Origin of the sequence: Haladaptatus sp. CMAA 1909 (assembly GCF_043952005.1) — an archaeon.
GTDB lineage: Archaea > Halobacteriota > Halobacteria > Halobacteriales > Haladaptataceae > Haladaptatus.
The window spans coordinates 3,269,144-3,291,599 of record NZ_JBIOAV010000001.1 but is presented as its reverse complement, the minus strand read 5'-3'; the positions used below and the strand labels follow the sequence as shown (position 1 = coordinate 3,291,599).

The following is a 22,456-nucleotide window of genomic DNA, read 5'->3' as shown; positions in this document are numbered from 1 at the left end:
GAGCGAGACGGGGCGTCGTCTATCGGGGATGACACAGCGAGATGGCGTCCCTGACGGCCGACTTGCGCCCGAGGAACGTCACGTGGTCGCCGTTCTGGAGCGTGAAATCCCTGCTCGGAACCTGCGAGTTCCCGTCCCGCCCGACGAGCGCGATGAGGACGCCGTTCGGCAGTTCGGCGTCCAGTTCGTCGATGGTTTTCCCGACGAGGCTCGGTTCGGTTATCTCTATCTCCTGTACGTCCCCGCTCCGCCCGAGTTCCGTCATCCAGTTCGAGAGGGCGGGGCGTTCGATGACGTTGTCGATGGCCCACGCGGTGGCGAGCGACGAGGAGATGGTCCGAACGCCGAGGTCCTCGAAGGCGTCCACGTTGTCCGGGTTGTTGGCCCGAGCGATGATCGTCTCTACGTCGAACTTCGACTCGGCGAGTTGCGCGACGAGGAGGTTCGCGTCGTCGTCGCCGGTCGCGGCGACGACGATTTTCGCGTTGTCCGCCCCGGCGGCCCTGAGGACGTCCGTGTCGGTGCCGTCGCCTTCGTGGACGGTGTAGCCTTCCTCGCGAGCGGTCTGCACTATCGTTTCGTCGTACTCTATCAGTACGACGTTCTCTCCGCGGTCTTCGAGGCGTGCGGCGAGCGACCGGCCCACCTTTCCGCCTCCGATGATGAGTACGCGCATTGGAATCACGTTCAGATGTTCTGCGATGTGTCGAGCGAATCCGCCCTCGAGCACGACGGTCACGACGATGACGAGGAAGACGGTGCCGATGAGCACCGTCGCCGCCTCGTTCGCGTTCGGAATGACGTCGGCCTCGTTTCGGATGCGAATCGCGAACAGCGTGGCGACCGACGCCGGGATGATGCCCCGCGGGCCGACGAGGCTCATGAACGTCTTTTCGCCCCGCGTGAATCGACCGCCCGAGGTCGAAGCGAAGACGACCAAGGGGCGGATGACGAACATCACGGTGAGGACGACGACGATACCGCCGATGCCGAGGTCAAACAGGTTCCGGGGTTCCAACTGGGCCGCCAGCGTGATGAACACGAACGAGAGGACGATGAGGGTGATGTCGCCCTTGAACTCCTCTATCTTCTCCTCGTACGGGAGGTTCGCGTTTCCGAGAAGAATCCCGGCCGTCGCGACGGCCGCGATACCGGCCTCTTTGGCGACGATGTCAGCGGCGGCGTAGGCGGTCAACGCGCCGACGAGAATCAGCAGTCGGGAGTTCTGTGGCGCGTTCCCCCGCGAGAGGTTGAGGTTGCGGAGGATGTACCAGAGGAGTCCGGCGACGATGAGACCGACGAGGACGCCGGTTCCCAATCGACGCACGAACGACGCGAGAAATTCGCCGACGTCGAACGAGTTCGTCCCGGTGAGGACGAGGACTTCGAACATCACCACGGCGAGGATGGCGGCGGTCACGTCGTTCGCGATGCCTTCCGTTTCGAGGGCGGCCCCGACGCGGTCACGCACCGGCACGACCGAGAGAATCGGGGTGATGACCGTCGGACCGGTCGCCACGAGGAGCGACCCGATGAGTAGGGCGAGGTCCCACGGTTGTCCGAGCGCGTATCGCACGACCACGGCCGTCCCGAGCAAGGAGACGAGCGCTCCGATCGTGACGAGGCGTATCTGGGCCGACGGTGCCTCCCGGAGTTTGTTCACCTTGAGGTGGAACGCCCCCTCGAAGACGATGATGGCGACGCTCAGGCCGACGATGGACGAGAGCGCATCGCCGAACGCCGACGGGTCGAGCAGGCCGAGTCCGACCGGCCCGAAGATGACCCCCGCGAAGATGAGAAACAGCACGCTCGGCACCTGAAATCGGTCGGCGAGCACCTGCGAGACGACGCCGAGTCCGATGATGGCGGTGACGACGTACAGCAACTGCGCACTCACTGCTGGCCCTCCATGTATCGGGAAGGAGAGTGTGGACGGGTATTAAATTGCGTGGTATGAATGTGGCACTGCACGGGGGAAGGAGCGCAATAGAATGGACAATCGTTTCGCTTTATAGATAGAGCGCGGTCGTTCGTCATATTTTGTCCCGAAAGGGTGAACCCGACACGAGGGTGTTAGCTCACAGCACGCGGCAGGTCGGCGCGGAGGTTCGACCGTCAGTCGGCGTAGATGGCTTCGATGTCGTCGGCGAATCGGTCGAGGATGTTTCGGCGTTTCTTCTTCATCGTCGGCGTGAGGAGGTCGTTGCTCTCCGTGAACTCGATGGGGACGAGCCTGAACTGTTTTATCCGCTCGTAGGATTCGAACCGCTCGTTGATGCGCTCGACTTCCGTTTCGACCCACTCGTATACCGTGTCGTTCCGGCACAGGTCGCGGTCGTCGTCCGGGAGCGAGATTCCCTCGCGGGCGGCCCGTTCGCGGACCTCCTCGACGTTGGGGACGATGAGCGCGCTGACGAACTTCCGGCCGTCGCCCATGACCATACACTGTTCCACGACGTCGCTGGCGGCGAAGGCGTCCTCGATAGGACCGGGCGCGACGTTCTTGCCGGTCGAGAGGACGAGGAGTTCCTTGGCGCGTTCCCGGAACGCGATGTAGCCGTCGGGGCGAATTTCGACGATGTCGCCGGTTCGGAACCACCCGTCGTCCGTGAAAGCCTGTTCCGTCTCCTCGGGTTCGTTCCAGTAGCCCTCGGTGACGTTCGGCCCCTTGACGAGGAGTTCGCCCACCTCGCCCGCCGCGTCCGAGAACGCCTCGCCGACGGCCGACCCGTCGACTTTCACCTCTTCGTCCACGACGGGGTAGCCGATAGTTCCGATTTCGGGCGCTTCGGGCGGGTTGACGGAGATGACGGGAGCGGTTTCCGTGAGTCCGTAGCCTTCGAGGATGGGCAACCCCATCCCGTGATAGAGCGCGCACAGGTCGGCCGAGAGACTGCCGCCGCCGCTGATGAGGAACTCGATGTTGCCCCCGAGTCCGTCCTTGACCTTGTCGAAGACGAGTTTGTCGGCGAGCAGTTTTCGCGCCCGGAGGCCGACGCTCGGCGAATCCGCCTCGTGATAGGCGACGCCTACGTCGGTCGCCCAGTCGAAGATCCGGCGCTTCGTATCGCTCTCGTCGGCCTGCGACCGGATGGCGTCGTAAATCCGCTCGTAGACGCGCGGGACGCTGGTTCCGGTGGTTGGTTCGACCGCCTGGAAGTCCTCCTGCAGCGTATCGGGACTCTCCGCGTAGGCGACCGTCGCCCCGGCGGCGAACATCATGAAGTGACCCGCGGTTCGCTCGAAGACGTGTGCGAGCGGGAGGAACGAGACGGCTCTCGAATGTCGGTCGATGACGGGAACGTCCTTGTCCGGTCGGGGACCGAACCGTCGGTAACACTGGTTGACGTTCGACCGGAAGTTCCAGTGGGAGAGTTTCACGCCCTTCGGTTGGCCCGTCGTCCCGCTGGTGTAGATGAGCGTGGCGAGGTCGTCCACCTCACGGGCTTCGAGCCACGATTCGTACTCGTCCGCGTCGAAGGCGTCCGCACCGCGGTCGTGGACCTCGGCGAGCGTGAAGAGGTCGTCGCGGTCGTATTCGCGCGAAAGCGAGTCCATCACGACGATGAATTCGAGGTCGAGGTCGTCTTCGACCTCCACGACGCGTTCCAGCAAATCCTCGTTCTCGACGACGACGCCCGTGGCTTCGGGGTCGCCGAGGAGGTACCGAACCTGCGAGACGGAGGAACTCCGATACACGGTCGTCACGACGGCACCCGCCGCGAGCAGGGCGAAGTCCGTCTGTGCCCACTCCATGCGCGTATCGGCGAAGATGCCGATCCTGTCGTCGGACCCGACGCCGAGGTCACGGAACCCGGCGGCGAGATTGCGAACGATGTCCCGCATTTCCGCGTACGAAAGCGCCCGAAACTCGCCGTTCGGTGCCGCCGGAAGCACGGTTTCGGTGAGCGAACGGCGATACACGCCGCCCTTGTACTGCTGTGCGGGGCGGTTCTCGTGTCTCTCGGCGCTGTCCTCGAACATCCGGGACAACGTCGTCCGCTCGATAACCGGGTCGGTGAACTCCTTCTCTCCGTCACGCCACTCCATACTTCTCAGTAGCGAGTTATCACCCATTAATGTAGTGTAGAACGATACGAAAGTTTAGTTCGGTTGTTTCGGTTTCGCGCGTTTCACAGACCGTCGTCGGTATCGAGGTAGTGAAGAACGCCGCGGGTGTTTAACACCGCTTCGGCGCGCGCCTTCCGCTCGCCCCACACGTCGTCCATGTCCTGTTCCTCGACGAAGTGTTCGATTATCTCCTCGTCGTCGTCCCTCGCGGCGCGCTGGGCGTCCACCGCCGCGACCCACTTCGAAAGGACCTCGCCGTACTCGTCCATCGCCGCGTTGGAGTACTCCCGCGGGCCGAAGTGCGTGTAGAGGAGCGTCCCCGGCGCGAGTTCTCGGATGGTCTCCACGTCGTCCAGACACTGGTCCAGATCGAAATCCGTCGGCGGCGACGTCTCGTGGACTTCCGCGACGCTCGGCACCCAGATTCCGGCGGCGTCGGCGGTGAACACCGCGTCGTTCACCCCGTCGTAGAATATCGTCTGGTGCGGCGCGTGCCCCGGCGCGTGGATGACGTCCAACTCGTGACTCCCGCAGTCGATGGTGTCCCCGTCCGTCACCTCCACGATGCGCTCTTCGGGGACGGGTTTCGGTTCGACGTAGAACTCCCACTGGTCGCCGACGGCCTGCTTCGTTCCCTTCACCAAATACTCGGGGTTCACGAGGTGGCGCGCGCCGATTTCGTGGACGTACACGTCCGCGTTCGGGCACGCTTCGGCGAGGAATCCCGCGCCGCCCGCGTGGTCGAGGTGGACGTGCGTCGGCGCGATGACCGCCACGTCCTCCCGCGCGATGTCCAACTCGGAAAGCGCGTCGAGTATCTGCTCGTAGTTGGTTCCGATGCCCGTCTCCACGATTGCCGGACGGTCGGTGTCGAGGATGTACACCGCGCCGTAGGCCTCCGTGTCGTACATTCCGGTGTCGAGATAGTACAGGTCCGAGCAGTCCCCGGTCCTGACTTCCCGTAGGTCGCCGATTGCCATACCATACCTCGTGTGGGGAGACGGGAAAAACGATTCGCGTCCCGCGTGCTTCGTATTTGACCTTCGAGGGCGTTCCCGTTTCATCGAACCGGTGGTTCCGGTCGCGTTGGTTCCGTCCTCCGAGGGATTGCTGGCGGCACCCATACCCGCATCCGCACCGCCGGTGTCCCCACACCTCCCCGCCAGCGCGGCAGTGCGCTCGCCGTTCGCAGCGCTCACGCCTCGCGGACACGCGCTGGCGCACCCTCCCGGAAGCGAAATCGGGGGAGCCATGGCGTCTATTCGAGGTGCGCGATACCGACCAATACTACACTGGCGCGTGCGCCAGCAACCCTGAGGACGCTTCGTCCGAGGGGTTGGTTGGCTATCACGCGAGGGATGAGCGGAGCGAAGTGAAGCGAATCGGTTGGGGAGGGTGTGGCTGATGCGGTGCTGTGCGGTCGTCTGGGTGGATGAAAGGGGCCGCCTGCTCGCGCTTGTCGTGGTCGTTTCGGCGACCCCTCTCGACGAGGCACGCGGTTTATGCCGAGTCGAGATGTCGCCGAACGGCCGCGAGCGTGGCGGGGGCTTTCGAGGGCTGCTTCTTGGTAGCTAAAATCGCACAAGAATCAAAATCAAACGCAGATCATAGCGAGCGGACGGGGGCTTTCGAAAACGTCACCCCGCTACTCTCGTTTTCGTCTCATTCGGACGCATGTTCAACTCGTAGCGAGCGTGGCGGGGGCTCTCGGAGACACCTTATCAGTGTTATTGGGAGCGTTAGCCACGGAATTTCCTCAAAGTCCCCTCCACGGCCGTTAAGATTCAGAGACGCCCAGCTACACCGTCCTCGAATCAGATGACGAACCCTGACACATCGTCTCGATATAGCGACACGGTTTTTTGCAGGGGTGTTGAAACCCGAGTCAGGAATGCTCGACAGGAAGTTTATCCGGGACCACCCGGACGAAGTTCGGGAGGGGCTCGAAAACCGCGGCGACGACGTCGATTTGGACGGCTTTCTCGACGTGGACGCCGAGTGGCGCGAACTGAAGGCGCGGGGTGACGACCTGCGCCACGAACGAAACGAGGTCAGCCGAAGCATCGGCGAGTTGAAACAGGAAGGCAAGGAGGAGGAAGCACAGGAAGCCATCGAACGTTCGAGCGCGCTGAAGGCGGAACTGGAGGAGGTCGAAGCGAGGACGAACGAACTTGAGGAGGAACTTGAGGAGCGAATCCTCGAAATCCCGAACGTGCCACACGAGAGCGTCCCGGTCGGCGAGGACGAGGACGACAACGTGGAACAGCGACGGGAAGGGTTCGACGACCTGCGCGACCTACCCGCGAACGTGGTTCCGCACTACGACCTTGGCGAGGAGTTGGACATCATCGACGAGGAACGGGCGGCGAAAACCACCGGAAGCGGTTTTTACTTCCTGAAGGGCGACGGGGCGCGACTGGAACACGCCATCATGCAGTTCATGCTGGACGTCCACCGCGAGCAGGAGTACGTGGACATCTTCCCGCCGATTCCGATCAACAGCGACTCGATGACGGGGACGGGGCAACTGCCGAAGTTCGCCGAGGACGCCTACAAAATCGAGGGCGAGGACCTCTGGCTCTGTCCGACCGCGGAGGTTCCGGTGACGAACATGTACGCCGAGGACATCCTCCTGCGCGACGACCTGCCGCTGAAACATCAGGCCTACACGCCGAACTTCCGGCGCGAGGCGGGCGAACACGGCACCGAAACGCGCGGTATCGTGCGCGTCCACCAGTTCAACAAGGTCGAGATGGTGAACTTCGTGGAACCCGAAGGGAGCTACAACCGACTCGATATCCTGTTGGACGAGGCCGAGGAAGTCCTGCGCCGCCTCGAACTGCCGTACCGAGTCCTCGAACTCTGCACGGGCGACCTCGGGTTCAAGGCGACCAAGCAGATCGACCTCGAAGTGTGGGCACCGGGCGACGACTTGGAGGACGGCCCGGAGGAAGGCGGCCGCTGGCTCGAAGTCTCGACGGCCTCGAACTTCGAGGACTTCCAAGCCCGGCGGGCGGGCCTGCGTTACCGCCCCGAGCGCCACGAATCGACCGAATACCTCCACACGCTGAACGCCTCGGGACTCGCGCTGCCCCGCGTCATGGTCGCCATTCTGGAGTACTACCAGAACGACGACGGCACGGTGACGATTCCCGAAGCGCTCCGACCGTACATGGGCGGACAGGAAGTCATCGAAGGCCACGACCCCGTCGGCGAGAGCGCCCTCGGGTCGGGCGAACGCGAGTGAGGACCGCGCGCTTCGCACGCGAGACACAACTCGCGGTTCGTTTGACACGCGGCTCGTTTTTTCGATTCGTGGAGGTTCCGATCGAATGGGGCAAGGGGAACTGGCGACTCGTCACGAATCTGACCGAACGGATTTACGATTCAAAAGGGAAGCACCGGTATTTATTTCCATAATGAACGATGAGTTGGGATATGATTTCGGTAACGATGGACATGGTGCAGTATGACTGTCCATACATCGACGTGACGGACGAGACGGATGTCTCGTTTCACACCATGCACTGGGATTTCAACGCCGCCAAGCAGAAGTTGGAGACGAGGATTCTCGTACAGGGTGACGACCGCGGCGCGCTGACGAACGGCCTCTCGGCGTTGCAGGACCACGACCGGATGCTGGAGTTCGAACTCCTCTCGCGCCGAGGCGACACCGCGGTCATCAAGTCGTTCATCGGGCAAACCAACGCGATGCGGACGATTCGAAAGCACGACGGCTACATCACCGGCCCGTTCCGGATACGCGACGGAAGCGAACTCTGGAACGTCGGGTTCGACTCCGCCGACAACACCGACAACGCCCTCGCCGAGTTGGAGACGGGAAACGACTTCAGCGTCGAGAGCCGAAACGCCACGTCGTTCGAGGAGTACCTCGACGTCATCCAACACCTCGGCGCGGCGAAAAACGTCCTCGACGGCTGTCGCGAACTGTCGAAAACGGAACGCGAAACCCTCCGAACCGCCGTCGACGGAGGGTATTTCCGAACGCCTCGTGACGCGAACCTCGGCACGCTGGCCGAGGAGTTCGACGTTTCGAAGACGGCGGCGTCGAACAACCTGCGCCGGGCGGAGGCGAAGGTACTCGAACGCGTCGTGGCGTCGTTCCCCGAAATCGAGTCCGAGGAGTTGTTGACGCCCGAATAGCTAGCTGAAAACCGAATCCGAAATCAGAACAACCCGTCCGCCGCCTCGACGGCGATATCGACGTGCGAGAGTCGGGAGTCCTTTTCGAGCGCCGCCACGTCTTCGACCTGCGAATCCGCCGTTTTCGTCGCCGAGAGTTCGAACTCGTCGGTGTCACCGTCGGTCCACGAAACCGTCAACTTCGCCCGCCGGAACAGGGTTCCTTCCCGAAGGCGAATCGACCGAACCGAATCGAGCGGAACCGCGAAGTTTCGCTCGCTGAACGACAGGGCGCGGTCCGGCGTGGCGTCCGAAACCTCCTTCCGACCGCGTTCGCCCGTGTCCGCCCGCAACAGCATCGATTTGAACGACTCGCCGACGAAACACCAGACGAGTCGCTCGTCCGTGACGAGGAGGTCCCAGTACTCCATCGACGTGGGTCGCTGGCGGAACCACCCGGAGAGGTGGGCGATTCGCGTTTCGTCCCCGCCGTCTCGTGTCTCGGTCATGCTCATTCTATCCCTCCAGGAGGAGGGCGATGTCCTCCGGAACCGTCCCCCGTTCCTGCGTCACCAGCGAGACGCCGATGAAGAGCGCGATTGCGACGAGGAGCGCCACGGTTCCGACCGGGAACGAACCGGGGAAGGGATAGAGGTTCGGAACGGTCGTCGCAACCCACTCCGCGCCGGAGACCACGAATGTCGGAAGCGAATCGCCCATCCCGGCAACGACCTCCGCGATACTCGGCACCGCGCTGTAGAACAGGTTGACGACCAACCCGCCGAGAAGCGCGGCGATAGCGCCCTCCTTCGTCGCACCCTTCCAGTTCAGGCCGAGGGCCGCGATGGCGAAGAACGCCGCCGCGAAAAAGCCCCAACCGATGGTTCCGAGGATGCCGACCAAGGTCTGCGAGTAGAAGACGATGAGCGTCGAGGCGATGGTCAGTCCCGCCAGCGCGGCCTGCGTCACGCGAAGTTCGGTCGTGTCGTCCTCGATGGGGCGGCCGAGCGCCCGTGGGATGTCGCGTGACACCGCCGCCGCGCCGATGTTCAGGAACGAGTCGCTCGTGCTCATGATGGCCGCGAGCAGAGCCGCGAGGATGAGTCCGGCCACGACGCCGGGCGTGTGTTCGAGGACGAAAACCGGCCCGACGACGGACGCGCTCTTCGGGGCCGCGGTCTGGCCCGCCTCGACCATGGCGCGCATCGACAGTCCGGTCGAGAAGGCGAGGAGGCTGGAAATCGCGTACGTCGCCGCCGCGATGGGCGCGCCCCAGCGCAGGATTTTGAGGTTGCGACTCATGTAGAACTTGGTGACGAGGTGTGGCTGTCCCGCCGCGCCGACGGAGAACAGGATCCACCACCCGAGCGCCGTGAAGATGGTCGCCGCGGGTGCGCCCATCGCGCCGAACGGCGAGACGAACGCCGGGTCGGCAGTGGCGAGGTTGCGCGAAATCGACCCCATGCCGCCGCCGAACGACAGCGCGTAGGCGAAGACGAACAGGGAGCCGACTATCATCGTAATCGCCTGCACGAAGTCGGTCCAGACGCCCGCTATCATGCCGCCGAGCATGCTGTAGAGCAGGAGGATGAGCGCGCCGATGAGCAGGCCCCACATCACCGGCAGGCCGAAAATCGCCCGCATGACGTACTGGAGCGCGGCGAGATTCGTCGCCAGATAGGCCATGACGCCGACGATGACGGCGACAGCGGTGAGGCCCCGAACCCACGCGCTCTCGTATCTGACGTACATCCCGTCGGCGAGCGTCATCACGTCGCGGATGTCCGCGAGCAGTCGCATCCGTTTCGCCAGCAGCACCCACGTGATGACGAACCCGAGCGGCGCGGTGAAGAAGATCCAGAGTGCCGTCGTCCCGAACGAGTAGACGAGTTCGGGACCGCCGACGAAGCCGAACCCGGACTGGATGACCGAGAACGCCGTCAGCGCGAGGACCCACGTGCCGATGCTTTTCCCGGTGATGAGGAAGTCCTCGGTGCTCTCGGTCTGCATGTAGCCCCAGACGCCAATGGCCAACACGATCAGCAGATAGGCACCGCCGAACAGCAGAACGTACGGGCTGTCCGTGACCGGAATCTCCTGTAGGGGGACGAAAGGGACGGGACTCATCGCCGGTCGCCTCCGTCCGCCTGCGGGGACTTTCCGCCGGGTTCACCGCCGGAGTCCCCGCCGTCGGGTTCCGTTCGGGCGACTGACATCGGGAACTGCTTTCCCCGCTGGACCCGCCGCACGTCGTCCATCAAGTCGTCGACCACGTCGTCGCTCCCGATGTCCGGGAAGACGAGGGCGTAGTAGAGCGCGCCGAGGATCGGGAGCAACCAGAGGAAGACGAAGTACGAAAGCGTCGGCGTCGGGAGACCGAGGAGGTACGTGTACTCCGTCACGCCCGGATGCCATTGCAGCCATATCAGCGTGAACCCGGCGGCGAACACCGCCGCCAATCCGACCAACAACCCCGTATACGGGGCGAGGTTCAGTTCGCCGTCGTTCCGTTCCACGGCGGCCGCGGCGAAGTTCGCCACGATGAACAGCGCGGCACCGTACGAAAACAGCCTATACGCCCCGGTCGCCGCGGCGACCAACAACGCGACGGCCAGTACGGCTATCGCGCCCATGACTTTGTTCCGTTCGCCTCGTTTCGCCGACGTTCGTGATGATGCCATCAAGTGTGCAACAGGGTACCAAATGTCGAAAAGTGACGGGTTGATATGTGAACACTGTTCGAATGCTGATTTTTCATCGGTCCCCGAATGCTTTCGGCGGTTCTCGGGAAGGGGGACTACCGAGTTCGCGTCCGGATCCGCGCGATTCGATCCTCCTCGATGGAGAAGTCGTCCTCGAACGCAAACATCTCCTCGCCGTCGGCATCGAGCAGGCGACCCTCGGCGGTCGCGGTGGTTCCGTTTTCCTCGATTCGCGAGAGTTCGTGACTCGTCTCCTTGTTCGGGCGATCGTCACGCATGAACGAGACGAGGGCGTCGCGCCCCTCGATGGTCCGGTCGGGGCGATCGTGGACGACGTCGGGGGTCAACAGTCCGGCGAACGTCTCGTAGTCGTGTGCGTCGATGGAATCGTAGTACGCGCGAACGACCGCTTCGGAGTCCATACGCGGGAGAACACGGAGGACCCTCTTTATCCCCTCGGCGGACGGTATCGAGTTCTCGATAGGCCACGGAACGAATTTGAGATCCCTATAGCGGTCATATAAACGGCTATATCGTCTTCGCTACTTCGTCGGGATGCCGGTCGAATCCGGCACGCCTGTACGACGGGGGAACTGTTTCCATACGGCTCCGCATGCACCGCATCCCCGGCGGAGCCTTCTTCGCGCCACTTTTTACCGAGCCACGCCAATTCCCGTCCAGTGAACCTCCACGTCCGGTACGAGGGCGACGACGACCCGAAGAAGTGTACGGCGCGGAAACTCGCGCGGTTCGACCTGACCGAACTCCATCGGTCGGCGCGAGCGACGCCGTACGGAATCGTGCTCAATCCGCACGCGGAGCAGGCGCTGTCGCCCGCCGACCGCGCCGAAACGGACACCCTCGTCGCCCTCGACTGCTCGTGGGAGAGCGCCGGAAAGGCGCTCTTCGAGATGCCCGGACTCCACCGAGCGTTGCCGTTTCTCGTCGCCGCGAACCCAGTCAACTACGGCAAACCGTTTCAGTTGAACACCGTGGAGGCGTTCGCGGCGGGACTCTGCATCCTGGGGGAGCGCGAACACGCGGAGGAGATACTGTCGAAGTTCCGCTGGGGGGAGACGTTTCTCGAACTGAACGCGGAACCGCTTCGCCGCTACGCCGACTGTACCGATTCGACCGAAGTGGTGGCCGTCCAGCAGGAGTATCTGGACGCCGGGGAGGAGTAGCGACGCGGCAACTCAATAACGTTTAAACGCGCCGGGAAGCAAACGCACCGTATGGCCAGTTTCGACGCAGCAGAGAAACGAACGCTCGAAAAGATGATTTGCATGCGCTGTAACGCCCGCAACCCGCAGCGAGCCGACAAGTGCCGCAAATGCGGCTACAGCAAGCTTCGACCGAAGAGCAAGGAATCGCGCAGCGCGTAAGCGACCCGTCGGTTTTTCTCCGAATCGTACGCAGATTCCGAGCGGCGCGTTCCCCGGTGTTCGAACCTATTCTTCCCGACCGAACCACTCGTCTTCGAGAATCGCGTAGAACTCGACGTCCACGTACTCGCCGTCGAGGAACTCGGATTCGACGTGCGTCGCCTCGTGACGGAAGCCGAGCTTTTCCCAGATTCGGGCGGAACCGACGTTCCCCGAGAACACGCGGGCGATGACGCGGTGGTGGCGGCGTTCGCGGAACGCGAAGTCCGTAATGAGGCGACTGGCATCCGTGCCGTAGCCCTCCCCCCAGAACTCCTCGGCGAGGAGGATTCCGATTTCGACGTTCACGCCTGTCGGATCCTTCGGATGGAGACCGATGGACCCCATCGCTTCACCGTCACGGCAGACGAGGAGGTGGACGTGGTCGCCGTCGGTGTCGGAGGCGCGCTCCTCGTACCACTCCCGTTCCTGCCCGCCGTTGACGGGCGAACGGCTACCGAGAAATCGACGGACGTTCGGCGCGTTTATGGTGTCCTGCAGGAAGTCCAAGTCGTCCTCTTCGACCGTTCTGAGTTCGATGCGCTCGCCGCGTAGGAAAACGGGTCCGGGCATAACGGAGAGAGGTGCGACCGAGGAGAAAAGCGTGTTCGATGCGTGCTATCGTACGACACCCCTGAAACGCCTCACTCGGGATACTTCGGTTCGCGTTTCTCCGCTCGCTCTAAGGCCGTCTCGATGACGTCACGCACCTCCCCGTGGAACTCCTCGCCGTGGCCGGCGTACATGTGTTCGACGGAATCGGGCATTCGATCGAGGATGTCGCGGATGCTGTCGATGAGTTCCTCTCGGGACTGGCCCGCCATGTCGGTGCGTCCGAAACTGCCGTAATCGAACGCGCCGTCGTCGTGAACCACGACGTCGCCGCTGAAGATGGTCGAATCGCTGATGAAGGCGAGGTGGTCGTCCGCGTGGCCGGGCGTGTGGACGGCCTCGAACTCCTCGTCGCCGATTCGAACCGTGTCGCCGTCGGCGATGAGACTGTCACGGCGGGGATGCGGACTATACGCGAGGAGTTCCGCGTCGAATGCGTCCAGCACGGCATCGAGTTGCGCGACGTGGTCGCCGTGTTGGTGAGTGAGGACGACCGCGTCGAGCGTGTCCGTGTGTTCGCGGATGGCGTCCACGACGCCGTCCATCGCCCCGGCATCGACGAGAACCGAGCGCTCGCCGAGGACGAGATAGGCGTTACAGGTGAACGTCTCGGCGTCGGCAGTGACGGTAGCGACTTGCATAACGAAGCGTTTCGGGCCATCTGCCAAAATCCTGACGGGCGGCGAGCGTTTTTAGTGTCCGAAGTGCATACCATATATCGTATGGGCTTCGGGAGCTACGACGAATCAGAACAAGAGAACCAGGAGTATAGCGCGGATCTGGACGACGACAGTGGCGTTGCGACGTCGGAACACGAACACAAGGGAAGCGTCGATTTCGAGATTGGGGCATCGAACGACGAACTGTTGGACCGACTCGACGAGATAAAAGACGAAGAGTAGCGTGAAGTCCGGTGTTCGAGCGCTCGGTGTCGCGGAATCGTATCGCCGCGACACCAGCACGCTCGCTGGCGTCGTCACCCGCGCAACTCGGGTGACCGACGGATTTGTTTTTGGGAACTGTACGGTCGGCGGAACGGACGTCACCGACGGGATTATCGACCTCGTAGAACGACTGGACCGCGAGGACGTCCGCTACGTTTTCGTCGGCGGTATCGCACTCGCGTGGTACAACGTACTGGATATGCACCGCCTCCACGAAGCCGTAGACCGCCCGGTCATCACCGTCACTTTCGAGGAGAGCGACGGCCTTCGCGAATCGCTCGAAGCCGAATTTTCCGGCGACGAACTGGACCGACGACTGGAGATCTATCGAAACCAACCGACGCGGCGCGAACTCGCCGTCGACGGCGAGACGGTGTTCGTCCGGCAGGTCGGCATGGGCGAGGGGGACGCCCGCGATGTCGTCCGGTCGTTCACCCCGGAAGGTGGACGACCCGAACCGCTCCGTGTCGCTCGCTTGGCCGCCCGCGCCGCGGACGAGTGGCGCGGCGCGACGAACTGATGCGATACCGTCCCGGAAGGCATCGCATTATCGACCTTCACCGGTCGCCTGTCGCGGCGTAGGCCGAGGATACTTAATGCATTCCGTCCGTCCGAGCGAGTATGGGAACGATGGAGGGACTGGACGTGACCGACTGTACGCGCTGTCCGTCGCTGGTCGAGTGCCGGAGTCAAATCGTCAACGGCGTCGGGCCGGAAGACGCGGACGTGCTGTTCGTCGGGGAAGCGCCCGGCGCGCAGGAGGACGACCGAGGCGAACCGTTCGTCGGCAGGAGCGGGTCCGTATTGGACGACAGGCTCCGCGATAAGGGACTGTCGCGGGCGGACGTTCGAATCACCAACTGCGTACGCTGTCGTCCGCCGGAGAACCGCGACCCGACGAAGGAAGAACTCGGCAACTGCCGGGAGTATTTGGAGCGAGAAATCGACCTCGTAAACCCGGACGTCATCGTCACGCTCGGGAAGGTGCCGAGCCAACACCTGCTCGGCCGCGACGTGGCCGTGACGAAGGAAGCCGGGTCGATAGAGACGGTCGAAATCGGCGGGACGAAACGCGACGTGCTCGTCTGTCTTCACCCCGCGGCGACGCTCTACGACAGGAGTCAGGAATCGACGTTCGAGAGCACGCTCGACAAAGCGGCGACGATGGCGGGTGCGAACGGCGGTCAGTCCAACCTCGGCGATTTCTGAGCGGACGGGGCGGGCGGATTTCGGCGACGCCGTGGCTACGGAGTCGTACACGAACCGCGAGAAAATAACGACAGAATCAGCGGTCCTTTCTCTTCGTCACCTACGAGCCTCGAAACCGCTCAATCCTTGCACTTTTTCTTCTTGCCGTGGCGGTGCTTTCCCTTGCCGTGGTGATGCTTCCTCTTGCACTTTCCCTTCTTGCGGTGGTGGTGCTTTTTCTTGCCGTCTTCCTTGCACTTCCCGTCGTCCTGGTCGCTTTGGTTGCCCGCGTTCGATTCCGCGTACTGGACGTTTTCGTTCCGCTGATAGTTGAGCTGTTCCGCCGTCGCGTCGCCGTTGTCGACGGAGAACGCGATGGCGCTGTTCTGCTCGTTCACGTTCAGCTGTTCGATGTACTGTACCTGCTCGATTTCGGAGATGGCTTCCTGCGTGTTGACTTGATCGTGACCGTTGTCGTACGCGACAGCCCACGAACCGTCGCCCTTCGCGTCGGTTCCCTTCATCACGCCCTCGACCACCATGTGTCCCTCGTTCACGTTGACCGAGGTCGCCGAGGCGATTTGGGCGTTGAAGTTGCCCTGATAGCTGGCCTGCGTGGCCATCGATTCGCTGTCGTCCAGTGCGATGGCCAACGCGGCGTTCTGCACGCTGGAGTTCCGCTGACTGACGTCCTGGAACTGGTCGATTTCGGATTCGGCACCCTGCTCGTTCGCCTGCATCGACCCGTCCGAACACCGTTTCACGTCCGAATCCGAGTAGTCGCCCGTCATCTGGGCGGTCGCCATGTACTCGTCGACCGAGGTCAGGTCGAAGTTGAGCGCCGTGGCCTTCGCGATCTGCTCGTTCCGGTTGAACTGACAGCTGATCTGCCACGCTTTGGCGACGCTCCCCTCACCGACGGCGAGCGCGACCGAGATGCCCTGTTTGTTGTAGTTCAGCTGGTCCACTTCCTGTGACTGGTAGACGGACGAGTCGGCGCTCTGGTCGTCTCCGTCGCCGACGTTCGCCGCGAGCGCTTCCGCGTCCTGAACGTTCTCGTTGAGTTGGAAGCTGCGCTGATAGGACCGAGCGTAGCTTTCGCCTTCCGCGACCGCGATGGCGCGGCTCTGGCTGCTGTAGTTGACCTGATCGACTTCCTGTTCCTGGTCGATGTCGGCTTCCGCGGACTGCTCGCTCTGATACTCCTCGTCGCTGACGACCCAGCCCGAGAACTCGCTCGAACCCGACTCGTGAGCGAAGACGATGAAGGTGTTCGAGACGTCCTCGAACGTCTGCTCTTTGTGGCCCCCGTTCACGTTCTTTGACACCGCTTCGCCCGCCTGCACGTTCTGGTTGTTCTGGTACGTGCGCTGGATGGCGTCCGCCTGCCCGCCGTCTATCGAGATGGCGACGGCGTTTTCCTGCTGATTGACGTTCAGCTGGGAGACGTCCTGGTACTGGATGACCTCGGACGACGACTCCTGTGAATTCGAGTGAACGTCGTCCTTGTGGTCCGCCAACCACGATTCGAGGTCGACGTCTTCGGTATCGACGCCGAAGATGAGATAGACGTCATCCCCGTCCGCCTGCACGACGTCGCCGGACGCCGCGTTCGTCACGTCCGAAAATCGACTGGCTACACCGGCTCCGATGCCGGTTGCCGCCATTCCTTTCATATATCCTCTACGATTAAGCTTGCCGAGTGACCGCTTGTTTCCTCGCATGATGCAAGCTGGTAAAGTATCGTCTCGCATTTCGTTATGAGCCACCTGTGCAGAATACTAATCCGGTAGGAGCTAGTTATAAGTGAGAAACGACTAAAAATTGTCCGATATACAACACCTTCTCAACGATTGTATTTTCAGCGAGGAGTGAGAAGGAAACCGCAAGCAGCGAGGAATTCAACTGGAGCCATCCGAGCAATAAAATATCGTCGACGCGAGAAAAATCAGCGAACGACCGTCGCCATCATCGGTGCGCGACGCATCACTCTGTCGGCGACTGAACCGAGGAGTATCTTCGAGACGTCGTCGCGTCCGTGCATCCCGATGACGATGTGGTCGATGTCGTGTTCACGGGCATAGCGGAGGATTTGCCGCGCGGGTTGTCCCATCTTGACCACGCTCTCGACCGGAACGTCTCCGGCGCTTTCCCGTAGCTCCTCGTGCAGTTCGTGTGCGTTGTCCCATTCCTCCTGATACCACTCCTGCGAGTAGGCCGGCATCCCCGCCTTGCCGAGCGGCGACTGATAGCCCGGCGAAAGCGGGTCGATGTCGAAGGGGTTGACCACGGTGATGACGGTGAGTTCGACGTCCGGCATGGCGGCCGCGTATTCGAACGCCTCCCTCGATTTCGGCGACCCGTCCACCGGAACGAGAACCTGTTCGGTCATGGCGCGTAAGACGGCGGAAACCAAGTAAAGCGGTTTTCTCTGCGCTTGGTACGAAGCGGGGTAAAACGAACTCACCCGACGTGCAAGACGAATTCGAAGATGAGAAACGACCCGACCGCAGAGAGGGTCGGCGAGAGTACCCACAGGAGGACGATTCGACTCGTCGCCGCAGGGTCGAACAGGTTTTCGGCCGCCAACTCCTCGACGCTCTCCTCGCCGATCGGCGGCACCTGTCCGGGTTCACCCCCGTCTCCCACTGTGTTCGGGTCGGGAACCTCTCCCTCCGCAACGTCGCCGATGGTCGGTCCGGGTGGCATCTCGGATTCGCTCGTCTCCGCTATCAACGCACCCGAAGAGAGTCCCGCGGCGGGCGTCTGTTCGCCCTGCAACGCGGTGTCCGCGACCTCCGCGACGGTCACCGCGCGACTGGCCCGGCCCCATCCGAGGCCGATGATACACGACGTGGTGCTGACCGCGAGACTCGCCGGAATACCGAGGCGCGAGAGGATCGTGATGATGGTCGCGCCGATGAGCGAGACGATGAGCGCCGCCAAAATCGGCAGGTCGGTGATTCCGTCGCTGATGGTGTCGAGCGTCCGTCGGGCGATGGTAAACCCGCCGAGGCCGATGGCCCCGATGGCGAGCAGGATTCCTTCACTGGCGGTGATGGACCCGTTGCCGATGAGCGGGGCGACCGCGTTGGCCGCGTTCGACGCTCCCGCACTGAATCCCATGTAACAGGCGATGATGAGCACCGACGCCGCGCCGCCCGCTTCGCGTTTGCCGACGCTGCCACCCAACGTCGGTCGTGGAACCGACCCCGAGCGGTCAACTCGGAGCAATCCCCCCTCGATTCGCGAGAACGAGAATCGAGCGTCCAGATGCGGATAGAGGTACCGACCGATGACCAATCCGGCGATGAAGGCCGAAAGCGGCGCGACGATCCACGCAGAGACGATGGTGAACATCAGCGACTCGTCGAGCGTGTTCGACGCCAACCCCAACCCGACGATGGCACCCACCGCCGTCATCGACGTGGACGCGGGCACGCCGAAGAGGTTCGAGATGAGGAGGGCGAACCCGGCGAAAAAGAGGACGACGATGCTCGTCACCAACGTGAACTGACTCGCCGGGACGATGCCGTTGCTCATCGTCTCGATGACGTTCCGACCAACGGTCCAACCGCCCCAAAGGGCGAACGCCGTAAACAGCGCCGCCGCGCCTACTTTGCCGATGATTCGACTGCCGACCGCGGGACCGAACGCGACGCCCGTCGAGGAGCCACCGATGTTGTAGCCTACGAAGACGGCGACTATCAATCCGACTACGAGTAATGCTGTTACCACTCCGTTTCCCCCAATCGTACAACGGGGCCGAACTATTTCGTTCTTGCTCGGCCGACTCAAGCGCGAAACGCCGCCCAGCGGAGCATGTCGTCGAACTCGACGACGGACCCGTATCGATCGTCCGGGTCCTCCGCCATCGCCGTCGAGACGACGTCGTACAGTTCGGAGGAAACGGCGTCGGAACGGAGCGACTCGTACTCGTCCGAGTCGGCCCCGGCCACGACGGCGGCGCGGTACTCGGGTTTCAGCATATCCAACGCTCCATCGGCGGGCGTCTTCCCTGTGAGCACGAAGGCCGCAATCGCGCCGAGACGGTACACATCGGTTCGCTCGTCCGTCTCCCCGTCCGCGACTTGTTCGGGCGCGGCGTACGGCGACTGGTCGCGGTACTCGGCGAGCGCGGCGGCGAGTTCCCAATCGGCCACGGCGACGTCGTCGCCGTCGAGGAGAACCGATTCCGGGGTCAGACCGCCGTGAATCAGGCCGTCTCCGTGGGCGTCGTGGACTACGGCGTTCGCGTCCGAAAGCGCGTCGAGGCGCTCCTCGACCGACCGGGAGGGGTCGGCGAGCGACCCGTCCCCGTAGTACGGCAGTTCGAAACTCTCGCCGTCGGTTTCGAGGACGGAGACGACGCCAGATCTGTTGCTCATCTCGGCCCAGCGTTCCGTGGCAGACCGGAACGGTTCGGCGACGTCCGGGTCGGTCAGTCGCCGCTCCGCGACGATTTTCGGACCCTCGTCGCTACGCTTTCTGACGCGATACGTCTCCGTGAACTCGTCGGCAGCGATGCGGTCGAGGCGACCGTACTCCGGTTCGGTATCCGATTCCGCGGCGTCCGCCGTGGCCGCCTCCTCGTCGTCGTTGAACCGACGATAGGCGGCGAACGCCGCCGTGCCGAGGACGCCGACCGAAAGCGCCATCCCCGGAACCGACGAGAAGAAATCGCTCGTGCCGTCGACGACCGTGGAGACGAGCGAATGGTGGCGGTCGAACGCGTACAGGCCGCCGCGCGTTCCGAAGAAGACGTCGTCGTGCGTGACTATCGTGTTGACCGCCCGACCCGGCCCGGTGAACGACCACTCCAACGACCCGTCCTCGGCCGAAAGTACGTAGAGGGTTTTCCCGAGCATGGCGTAGACGAGTCCGTCGCGGACCTCCAATATGATGGAGTAGTAGTTGTCGGGAACGTCCGTCTCGAACGTCCACCGCTCCGTGCCGTCGGTCGCTATCGAGTAAATCGAACCCTGTCGGTTCGCGCCGAACACCGCACCATCGGCGACGACCGGGTCTACACTGACGGGAGTCACGTCGTCGTACTGCCAGATTATCGCCCCGTCTTCCGCGTCGACGGCACGGAGGGCCTCCCGCCACACGTACACGCGTCCGTCGTCCGTAACCATCGTGTTTCCGTCGGTGACGGACCAACGCTCGCTCCCGTCGCCGGGGTCGAGCGCCCACAGGTCGCCTTCGACACGACAGAAGACGTTCTTCTCCGTGACCGTCTCCACGTAGATGCTCGTTTGCCCCCACGACTTCTCCCATCGTTTCGTCCCGTCGGCCGCAGAAAGCGCGTACAGGATTCTACGTTGACTGACGTACAGGGTCCCGTCGGCGAGGACGAGGTTCGAAACGCCGTTCCCATCGATGCCGTACGACCAGGCACGGTCCCCAGTTTCCGTGTCGAGAGCGAGGACCGAATCGTCCTTGTCCGAAACCACGTACACGCGTTCGTCGCCCGCTCGTAGCCGTGACATGTACGATCCCGTGGCTTTGCGCCACCGTATTTTTCCAGTTGCCACATCGATGGCGACGAGCTGTCGCGCTTCGCCGTCGGAGTGCTCGTCGCTCCTCGCAGAGATGAACATCGTTCCGTCCTCGACGACGGGAAGTGTTATCACAGTAAATTCGCGGGACCATTTCTCGTGACCGTCTTCGACGCCGAAACCGTAGAGTGCGTACTGGGGACGATCGTCGTCGTTCCGTTGTTCGGCGATGATCGCGACCAAGACTCCGTCCTCCACGGCGATGGGATAGGCGAGTCGGGGCGACTCGTCCGAGGACGACTCCATCGATTCGGGGAACGTCCACGCCGGTTTCGGCGCGTCCCCCGAGGACGTCGACGTTCCCATCGTCGTCGTTCGTCGTGTCGTCTGCTGTGCGTTGCCGATGCCGACCGTCGCGCCGAGCGTTGCCGTCGTCGTCAGGAACCCACGTCTGGAGAGCGAGGAGGGCGAGGGATTCATACTCGTAGCCACTGCGTGGAGTTATTTATAGTTGGAGATGTGGAACGAAACTCCGAGCGGGTCGAAGTCACTTCCAGGCCGATTCGTCCATTCGCTCGGGAACGCCGCAGAGAGGGTTCACGAAGCACGTGAGGAGTCCTCGACGGACTTCGTTTCCTCGCGGGTTCAAACGTGTTTCTTTGCGGACCGTTTCGACGCTCACCAGGTGGGAGAAGATGACGGCGATGGCGAGAACCGCGTGTGACAATCACAACCACTGGAGTACGGTCATATTTTGGAGCAACACGAAACCGTTTGTATCGGGAGTCACAACCCACACCTATGGAAGGGAGCACCCACGCGAAGCAACGGACCGCGTCCGTCGTCGTGGTCGATTACGGCCTCGGAAACCTTCGAAGCGCGGTCAAGGGCCTCGAACGCGCCGGTGCGGACGTGGAGGTGTCCGACGACCCGGCGACGTTCGAGACGGCGGACGGCATCGTTCTGCCCGGCGTCGGCGCGTTCCGCGAGGGCGTCGAGAACGCCGGACCGTACCGGGAGGCGCTCGTCGATGCCGCCGAGAGCGGAACGCCGGTGTTCGGCATCTGCCTCGGCATGCAGATGCTGTTGACGACGAGCGAGGAGGCCGAACACGCCGGAGAGGGTGATGTGACCGGACTCGACCTGATTCCGGGGACGAACGTCCGGTTCACCGGCGAGCAGAAGGTGCCCCAGATGGGATGGAACGAACTGTCCGTCCAGCGCGACCATCCGCTCGTCGATGGCGTGGACGGCGAGTACGCCTACTTCGTCCACTCCTACTACGCCGTCCCCGACGACGATGATGCCGTCGTCGCCACGACTGACTACGGCACGGACTTCCCGAGCGTCATCGCCAACGAGTCGGGAACCGTCTTCGGCACGCAGTTCCACCCCGAAAAGAGCGGGGAGACGGGACTCCGCATCCTCGAAAACTTCGTGGACTACTGTCTCGACGGATAGAACGGAGATCGAATCACAGGAACTCGCGCACGTCGGAGTACCACATGTCGTGGTGGTCCATCGCGTCGATTCGGCGGGCGATTTTTGCGGCGAGGACGTGCCAGCACAGGTCGGTGGGGTCGTCGGGGTCCAGATTGTATTCGCTGTCCCGGCAGGTACACCCTTCCTCGACGATGTACTCGTCCTCGAACCCGACGACGACGACGAAATCGCGGTACTCCTTGACGCGACGTTCGGAGACGGCTTCGATGGCCTGTCTCCCCCGGTCGTCGTGTGCCGACAGGATGCGACCCACGATGTCCGGCGTGAGCGTCCGCACGTCCGCCAGTTCGGCCTCCCACTCTTCGACCCGGTTCATCGTATCCACTCCACGAGGGAGCGCGAACGACCGGGGGGGTTCGAAGCCGAAC

Annotated in this window: 22 protein-coding genes; 8 read left to right on the top strand and 14 right to left on the bottom strand. The window is 63.0% G+C overall.

The annotated features are described in order from the left end of the window. Nucleotides 1-19: 19 nt before the first annotated feature. From ACGYLY_RS17755 to ACGYLY_RS17745, 3 genes are all read right to left on the bottom strand, one after another. The gene (locus ACGYLY_RS17755; RefSeq protein ID WP_395283448.1) at nt 20-1,897 is read right to left on the bottom strand and encodes a cation:proton antiporter; all 1,878 of its coding nucleotides are present in this window, start codon (nt 1,895-1,897) and stop codon (nt 20-22) included. A gap of 218 nt (nt 1,898-2,115) precedes the next feature. Further along, nucleotides 2,116-4,050, bottom strand: a complete 1,935-nt coding sequence (locus ACGYLY_RS17750; RefSeq protein ID WP_395283447.1) for an AMP-dependent synthetase/ligase — start codon at nt 4,048-4,050, stop codon at nt 2,116-2,118. 83 nt (nt 4,051-4,133) lie between these two features. Then, on the bottom strand, nt 4,134-5,051 hold the full coding sequence (locus ACGYLY_RS17745; RefSeq protein WP_395284177.1) for an MBL fold metallo-hydrolase: 918 nt from the start codon (nt 5,049-5,051) through the stop codon (nt 4,134-4,136). A 911-nt stretch (nt 5,052-5,962) separates the two neighbouring features. Here ACGYLY_RS17745 and serS point away from each other — a divergent pair. Then, the gene (gene serS / locus ACGYLY_RS17740) at nt 5,963-7,318 is read left to right on the top strand and encodes a serine--tRNA ligase (RefSeq protein WP_395283446.1); all 1,356 of its coding nucleotides are present in this window, start codon (nt 5,963-5,965) and stop codon (nt 7,316-7,318) included. A 191-nt stretch (nt 7,319-7,509) separates the two neighbouring features. After that, the gene (locus tag ACGYLY_RS17735) at nt 7,510-8,235 is read left to right on the top strand and encodes a helix-turn-helix domain-containing protein (protein WP_395283445.1); all 726 of its coding nucleotides are present in this window, start codon (nt 7,510-7,512) and stop codon (nt 8,233-8,235) included. A 23-nt stretch (nt 8,236-8,258) separates the two neighbouring features. On the opposite strand, the gene ACGYLY_RS17730 is transcribed toward ACGYLY_RS17735, so the two are convergent. From ACGYLY_RS17730 to ACGYLY_RS17715, 4 genes are all read right to left on the bottom strand, one after another. Further along, nucleotides 8,259-8,723 (bottom strand): hypothetical protein, encoded by a 465-nt coding sequence (locus ACGYLY_RS17730; protein ID WP_395283444.1) that lies wholly within the window; start codon nt 8,721-8,723, stop codon nt 8,259-8,261. Nucleotides 8,724-8,730: 7 nt separating this feature from the next. Next, nucleotides 8,731-10,341 (bottom strand): sodium/proline symporter, encoded by a 1,611-nt coding sequence (locus ACGYLY_RS17725; protein ID WP_395283443.1) that lies wholly within the window; start codon nt 10,339-10,341, stop codon nt 8,731-8,733. Continuing rightward, nucleotides 10,338-10,895, bottom strand: coding sequence for a hypothetical protein (locus tag ACGYLY_RS17720; RefSeq protein WP_395283442.1), 558 nt, complete (start codon nt 10,893-10,895; stop codon nt 10,338-10,340). Before ACGYLY_RS17720 ends, ACGYLY_RS17725 begins: the two co-directional genes overlap by 4 nt. Before the next feature lie 116 nt (nt 10,896-11,011). Then, on the bottom strand, nt 11,012-11,338 hold the full coding sequence (locus ACGYLY_RS17715) for a nuclear transport factor 2 family protein (RefSeq protein WP_395283441.1): 327 nt from the start codon (nt 11,336-11,338) through the stop codon (nt 11,012-11,014). 258 nt (nt 11,339-11,596) lie between these two features. Here ACGYLY_RS17715 and ACGYLY_RS17710 point away from each other — a divergent pair, with 258 nt between their 5' ends. Together ACGYLY_RS17710 and ACGYLY_RS17705 are read left to right on the top strand one after the other, a co-directional pair. After that, a complete protein-coding gene (locus ACGYLY_RS17710; protein ID WP_395283440.1) occupies nt 11,597-12,100 on the top strand; it encodes a DUF367 family protein in 504 nt (167 codons plus the stop codon). A 51-nt stretch (nt 12,101-12,151) separates the two neighbouring features. Further along, nucleotides 12,152-12,301 (top strand): 50S ribosomal protein L40e, encoded by a 150-nt coding sequence (locus ACGYLY_RS17705; RefSeq protein ID WP_231185584.1) that lies wholly within the window; start codon nt 12,152-12,154, stop codon nt 12,299-12,301. 66 nt (nt 12,302-12,367) lie between these two features. Here ACGYLY_RS17705 and ACGYLY_RS17700 read toward each other — a convergent pair whose 3' ends face one another. Continuing rightward, nucleotides 12,368-12,913: a GNAT family N-acetyltransferase gene (locus ACGYLY_RS17700; RefSeq protein WP_395283439.1), complete on the bottom strand. Its 546-nt coding sequence runs from the start codon at nt 12,911-12,913 to the stop codon at nt 12,368-12,370. 71 nt (nt 12,914-12,984) lie between these two features. Then, the gene (locus tag ACGYLY_RS17695; RefSeq protein WP_395283438.1) at nt 12,985-13,593 is read right to left on the bottom strand and encodes an MBL fold metallo-hydrolase; all 609 of its coding nucleotides are present in this window, start codon (nt 13,591-13,593) and stop codon (nt 12,985-12,987) included. Between the two features lie 81 nt (nt 13,594-13,674). Here ACGYLY_RS17695 and ACGYLY_RS17690 point away from each other — a divergent pair, with 81 nt between their 5' ends. The 3 genes from ACGYLY_RS17690 to ACGYLY_RS17680 all read left to right on the top strand — a co-directional run bounded on the left by ACGYLY_RS17690 (nt 13,675) and on the right by ACGYLY_RS17680 (nt 15,105). After that, nucleotides 13,675-13,854 carry a DUF5786 family protein gene (locus ACGYLY_RS17690; RefSeq protein ID WP_231185587.1) on the top strand — a complete coding sequence of 60 codons (180 nt, stop codon included), beginning with the start codon at nt 13,675-13,677 and terminating at the stop codon, nt 13,852-13,854. 1 nt (nt 13,855) lies between these two features. Continuing rightward, nucleotides 13,856-14,416, top strand: a complete 561-nt coding sequence (locus ACGYLY_RS17685; RefSeq protein WP_395283437.1) for a DUF99 family protein — start codon at nt 13,856-13,858, stop codon at nt 14,414-14,416. A 101-nt stretch (nt 14,417-14,517) separates the two neighbouring features. Beyond that, nucleotides 14,518-15,105, top strand: a complete 588-nt coding sequence (locus tag ACGYLY_RS17680; protein ID WP_395283436.1) for a uracil-DNA glycosylase family protein — start codon at nt 14,518-14,520, stop codon at nt 15,103-15,105. Nucleotides 15,106-15,224: 119 nt separating this feature from the next. Here the strand turns inward: ACGYLY_RS17680 and ACGYLY_RS17675 are convergent, their stop codons facing one another. From ACGYLY_RS17675 to ACGYLY_RS17660, 4 genes are all read right to left on the bottom strand, one after another. Further along, nucleotides 15,225-16,760, bottom strand: coding sequence for a hypothetical protein (locus ACGYLY_RS17675; RefSeq protein ID WP_395283435.1), 1,536 nt, complete (start codon nt 16,758-16,760; stop codon nt 15,225-15,227). A gap of 272 nt (nt 16,761-17,032) precedes the next feature. Then, nucleotides 17,033-17,476: a universal stress protein gene (locus ACGYLY_RS17670; RefSeq protein WP_395283434.1), complete on the bottom strand. Its 444-nt coding sequence runs from the start codon at nt 17,474-17,476 to the stop codon at nt 17,033-17,035. Between the two features lie 71 nt (nt 17,477-17,547). Then, nucleotides 17,548-18,822, bottom strand: coding sequence for an anion permease (locus ACGYLY_RS17665; protein ID WP_395283433.1), 1,275 nt, complete (start codon nt 18,820-18,822; stop codon nt 17,548-17,550). Nucleotides 18,823-18,878: 56 nt separating this feature from the next. Then, nucleotides 18,879-21,065 carry a PQQ-binding-like beta-propeller repeat protein gene (locus ACGYLY_RS17660; protein WP_395283432.1) on the bottom strand — a complete coding sequence of 729 codons (2,187 nt, stop codon included), beginning with the start codon at nt 21,063-21,065 and terminating at the stop codon, nt 18,879-18,881. Between the two features lie 321 nt (nt 21,066-21,386). Between ACGYLY_RS17660 and hisH the strand changes: the two genes are divergently transcribed. After that, nucleotides 21,387-22,046, top strand: a complete 660-nt coding sequence (gene hisH / locus ACGYLY_RS17655; protein WP_395283431.1) for an imidazole glycerol phosphate synthase subunit HisH — start codon at nt 21,387-21,389, stop codon at nt 22,044-22,046. Between the two features lie 13 nt (nt 22,047-22,059). Here hisH and ACGYLY_RS17650 read toward each other — a convergent pair whose 3' ends face one another. Next, nucleotides 22,060-22,404 (bottom strand): hypothetical protein, encoded by a 345-nt coding sequence (locus ACGYLY_RS17650; protein WP_395283430.1) that lies wholly within the window; start codon nt 22,402-22,404, stop codon nt 22,060-22,062. Nucleotides 22,405-22,456: the final 52 nt, after the last annotated feature.

What these genes read in the sequence shown, in the direction of transcription:
- ACGYLY_RS17660 (WP_395283432.1), bottom strand. Translation starts at nt 21,065, where the DNA reads ATGAATCCCTCGCCCTCCTCGCTCTCCAGACGTGGGTTCCTGACGACG.
- ACGYLY_RS17680 (WP_395283436.1), top strand. Translation starts at nt 14,518, where the DNA reads ATGGGAACGATGGAGGGACTGGACGTGACCGACTGTACGCGCTGTCCG.
- serS (WP_395283446.1), top strand. Translation starts at nt 5,963, where the DNA reads ATGCTCGACAGGAAGTTTATCCGGGACCACCCGGACGAAGTTCGGGAG.
- ACGYLY_RS17725 (WP_395283443.1), bottom strand. Translation starts at nt 10,341, where the DNA reads ATGAGTCCCGTCCCTTTCGTCCCCCTACAGGAGATTCCGGTCACGGAC.
- ACGYLY_RS17720 (WP_395283442.1), bottom strand. Translation starts at nt 10,895, where the DNA reads ATGGCATCATCACGAACGTCGGCGAAACGAGGCGAACGGAACAAAGTC.
- ACGYLY_RS17715 (WP_395283441.1), bottom strand. Translation starts at nt 11,338, where the DNA reads ATGGACTCCGAAGCGGTCGTTCGCGCGTACTACGATTCCATCGACGCA.
- ACGYLY_RS17675 (WP_395283435.1), bottom strand. Translation starts at nt 16,760, where the DNA reads ATGAAAGGAATGGCGGCAACCGGCATCGGAGCCGGTGTAGCCAGTCGA.
- hisH (WP_395283431.1), top strand. Translation starts at nt 21,387, where the DNA reads ATGGAAGGGAGCACCCACGCGAAGCAACGGACCGCGTCCGTCGTCGTG.
- ACGYLY_RS17730 (WP_395283444.1), bottom strand. Translation starts at nt 8,723, where the DNA reads ATGACCGAGACACGAGACGGCGGGGACGAAACGCGAATCGCCCACCTC.
- ACGYLY_RS17695 (WP_395283438.1), bottom strand. Translation starts at nt 13,593, where the DNA reads ATGCAAGTCGCTACCGTCACTGCCGACGCCGAGACGTTCACCTGTAAC.
- ACGYLY_RS17735 (WP_395283445.1), top strand. Translation starts at nt 7,510, where the DNA reads ATGATTTCGGTAACGATGGACATGGTGCAGTATGACTGTCCATACATC.
- ACGYLY_RS17670 (WP_395283434.1), bottom strand. Translation starts at nt 17,476, where the DNA reads ATGACCGAACAGGTTCTCGTTCCGGTGGACGGGTCGCCGAAATCGAGG.
- ACGYLY_RS17750 (WP_395283447.1), bottom strand. Translation starts at nt 4,050, where the DNA reads ATGGAGTGGCGTGACGGAGAGAAGGAGTTCACCGACCCGGTTATCGAG.
- ACGYLY_RS17690 (WP_231185587.1), top strand. Translation starts at nt 13,675, where the DNA reads ATGGGCTTCGGGAGCTACGACGAATCAGAACAAGAGAACCAGGAGTAT.
- ACGYLY_RS17650 (WP_395283430.1), bottom strand. Translation starts at nt 22,404, where the DNA reads ATGAACCGGGTCGAAGAGTGGGAGGCCGAACTGGCGGACGTGCGGACG.
- ACGYLY_RS17705 (WP_231185584.1), top strand. Translation starts at nt 12,152, where the DNA reads ATGGCCAGTTTCGACGCAGCAGAGAAACGAACGCTCGAAAAGATGATT.
- ACGYLY_RS17700 (WP_395283439.1), bottom strand. Translation starts at nt 12,913, where the DNA reads ATGCCCGGACCCGTTTTCCTACGCGGCGAGCGCATCGAACTCAGAACG.
- ACGYLY_RS17745 (WP_395284177.1), bottom strand. Translation starts at nt 5,051, where the DNA reads ATGGCAATCGGCGACCTACGGGAAGTCAGGACCGGGGACTGCTCGGAC.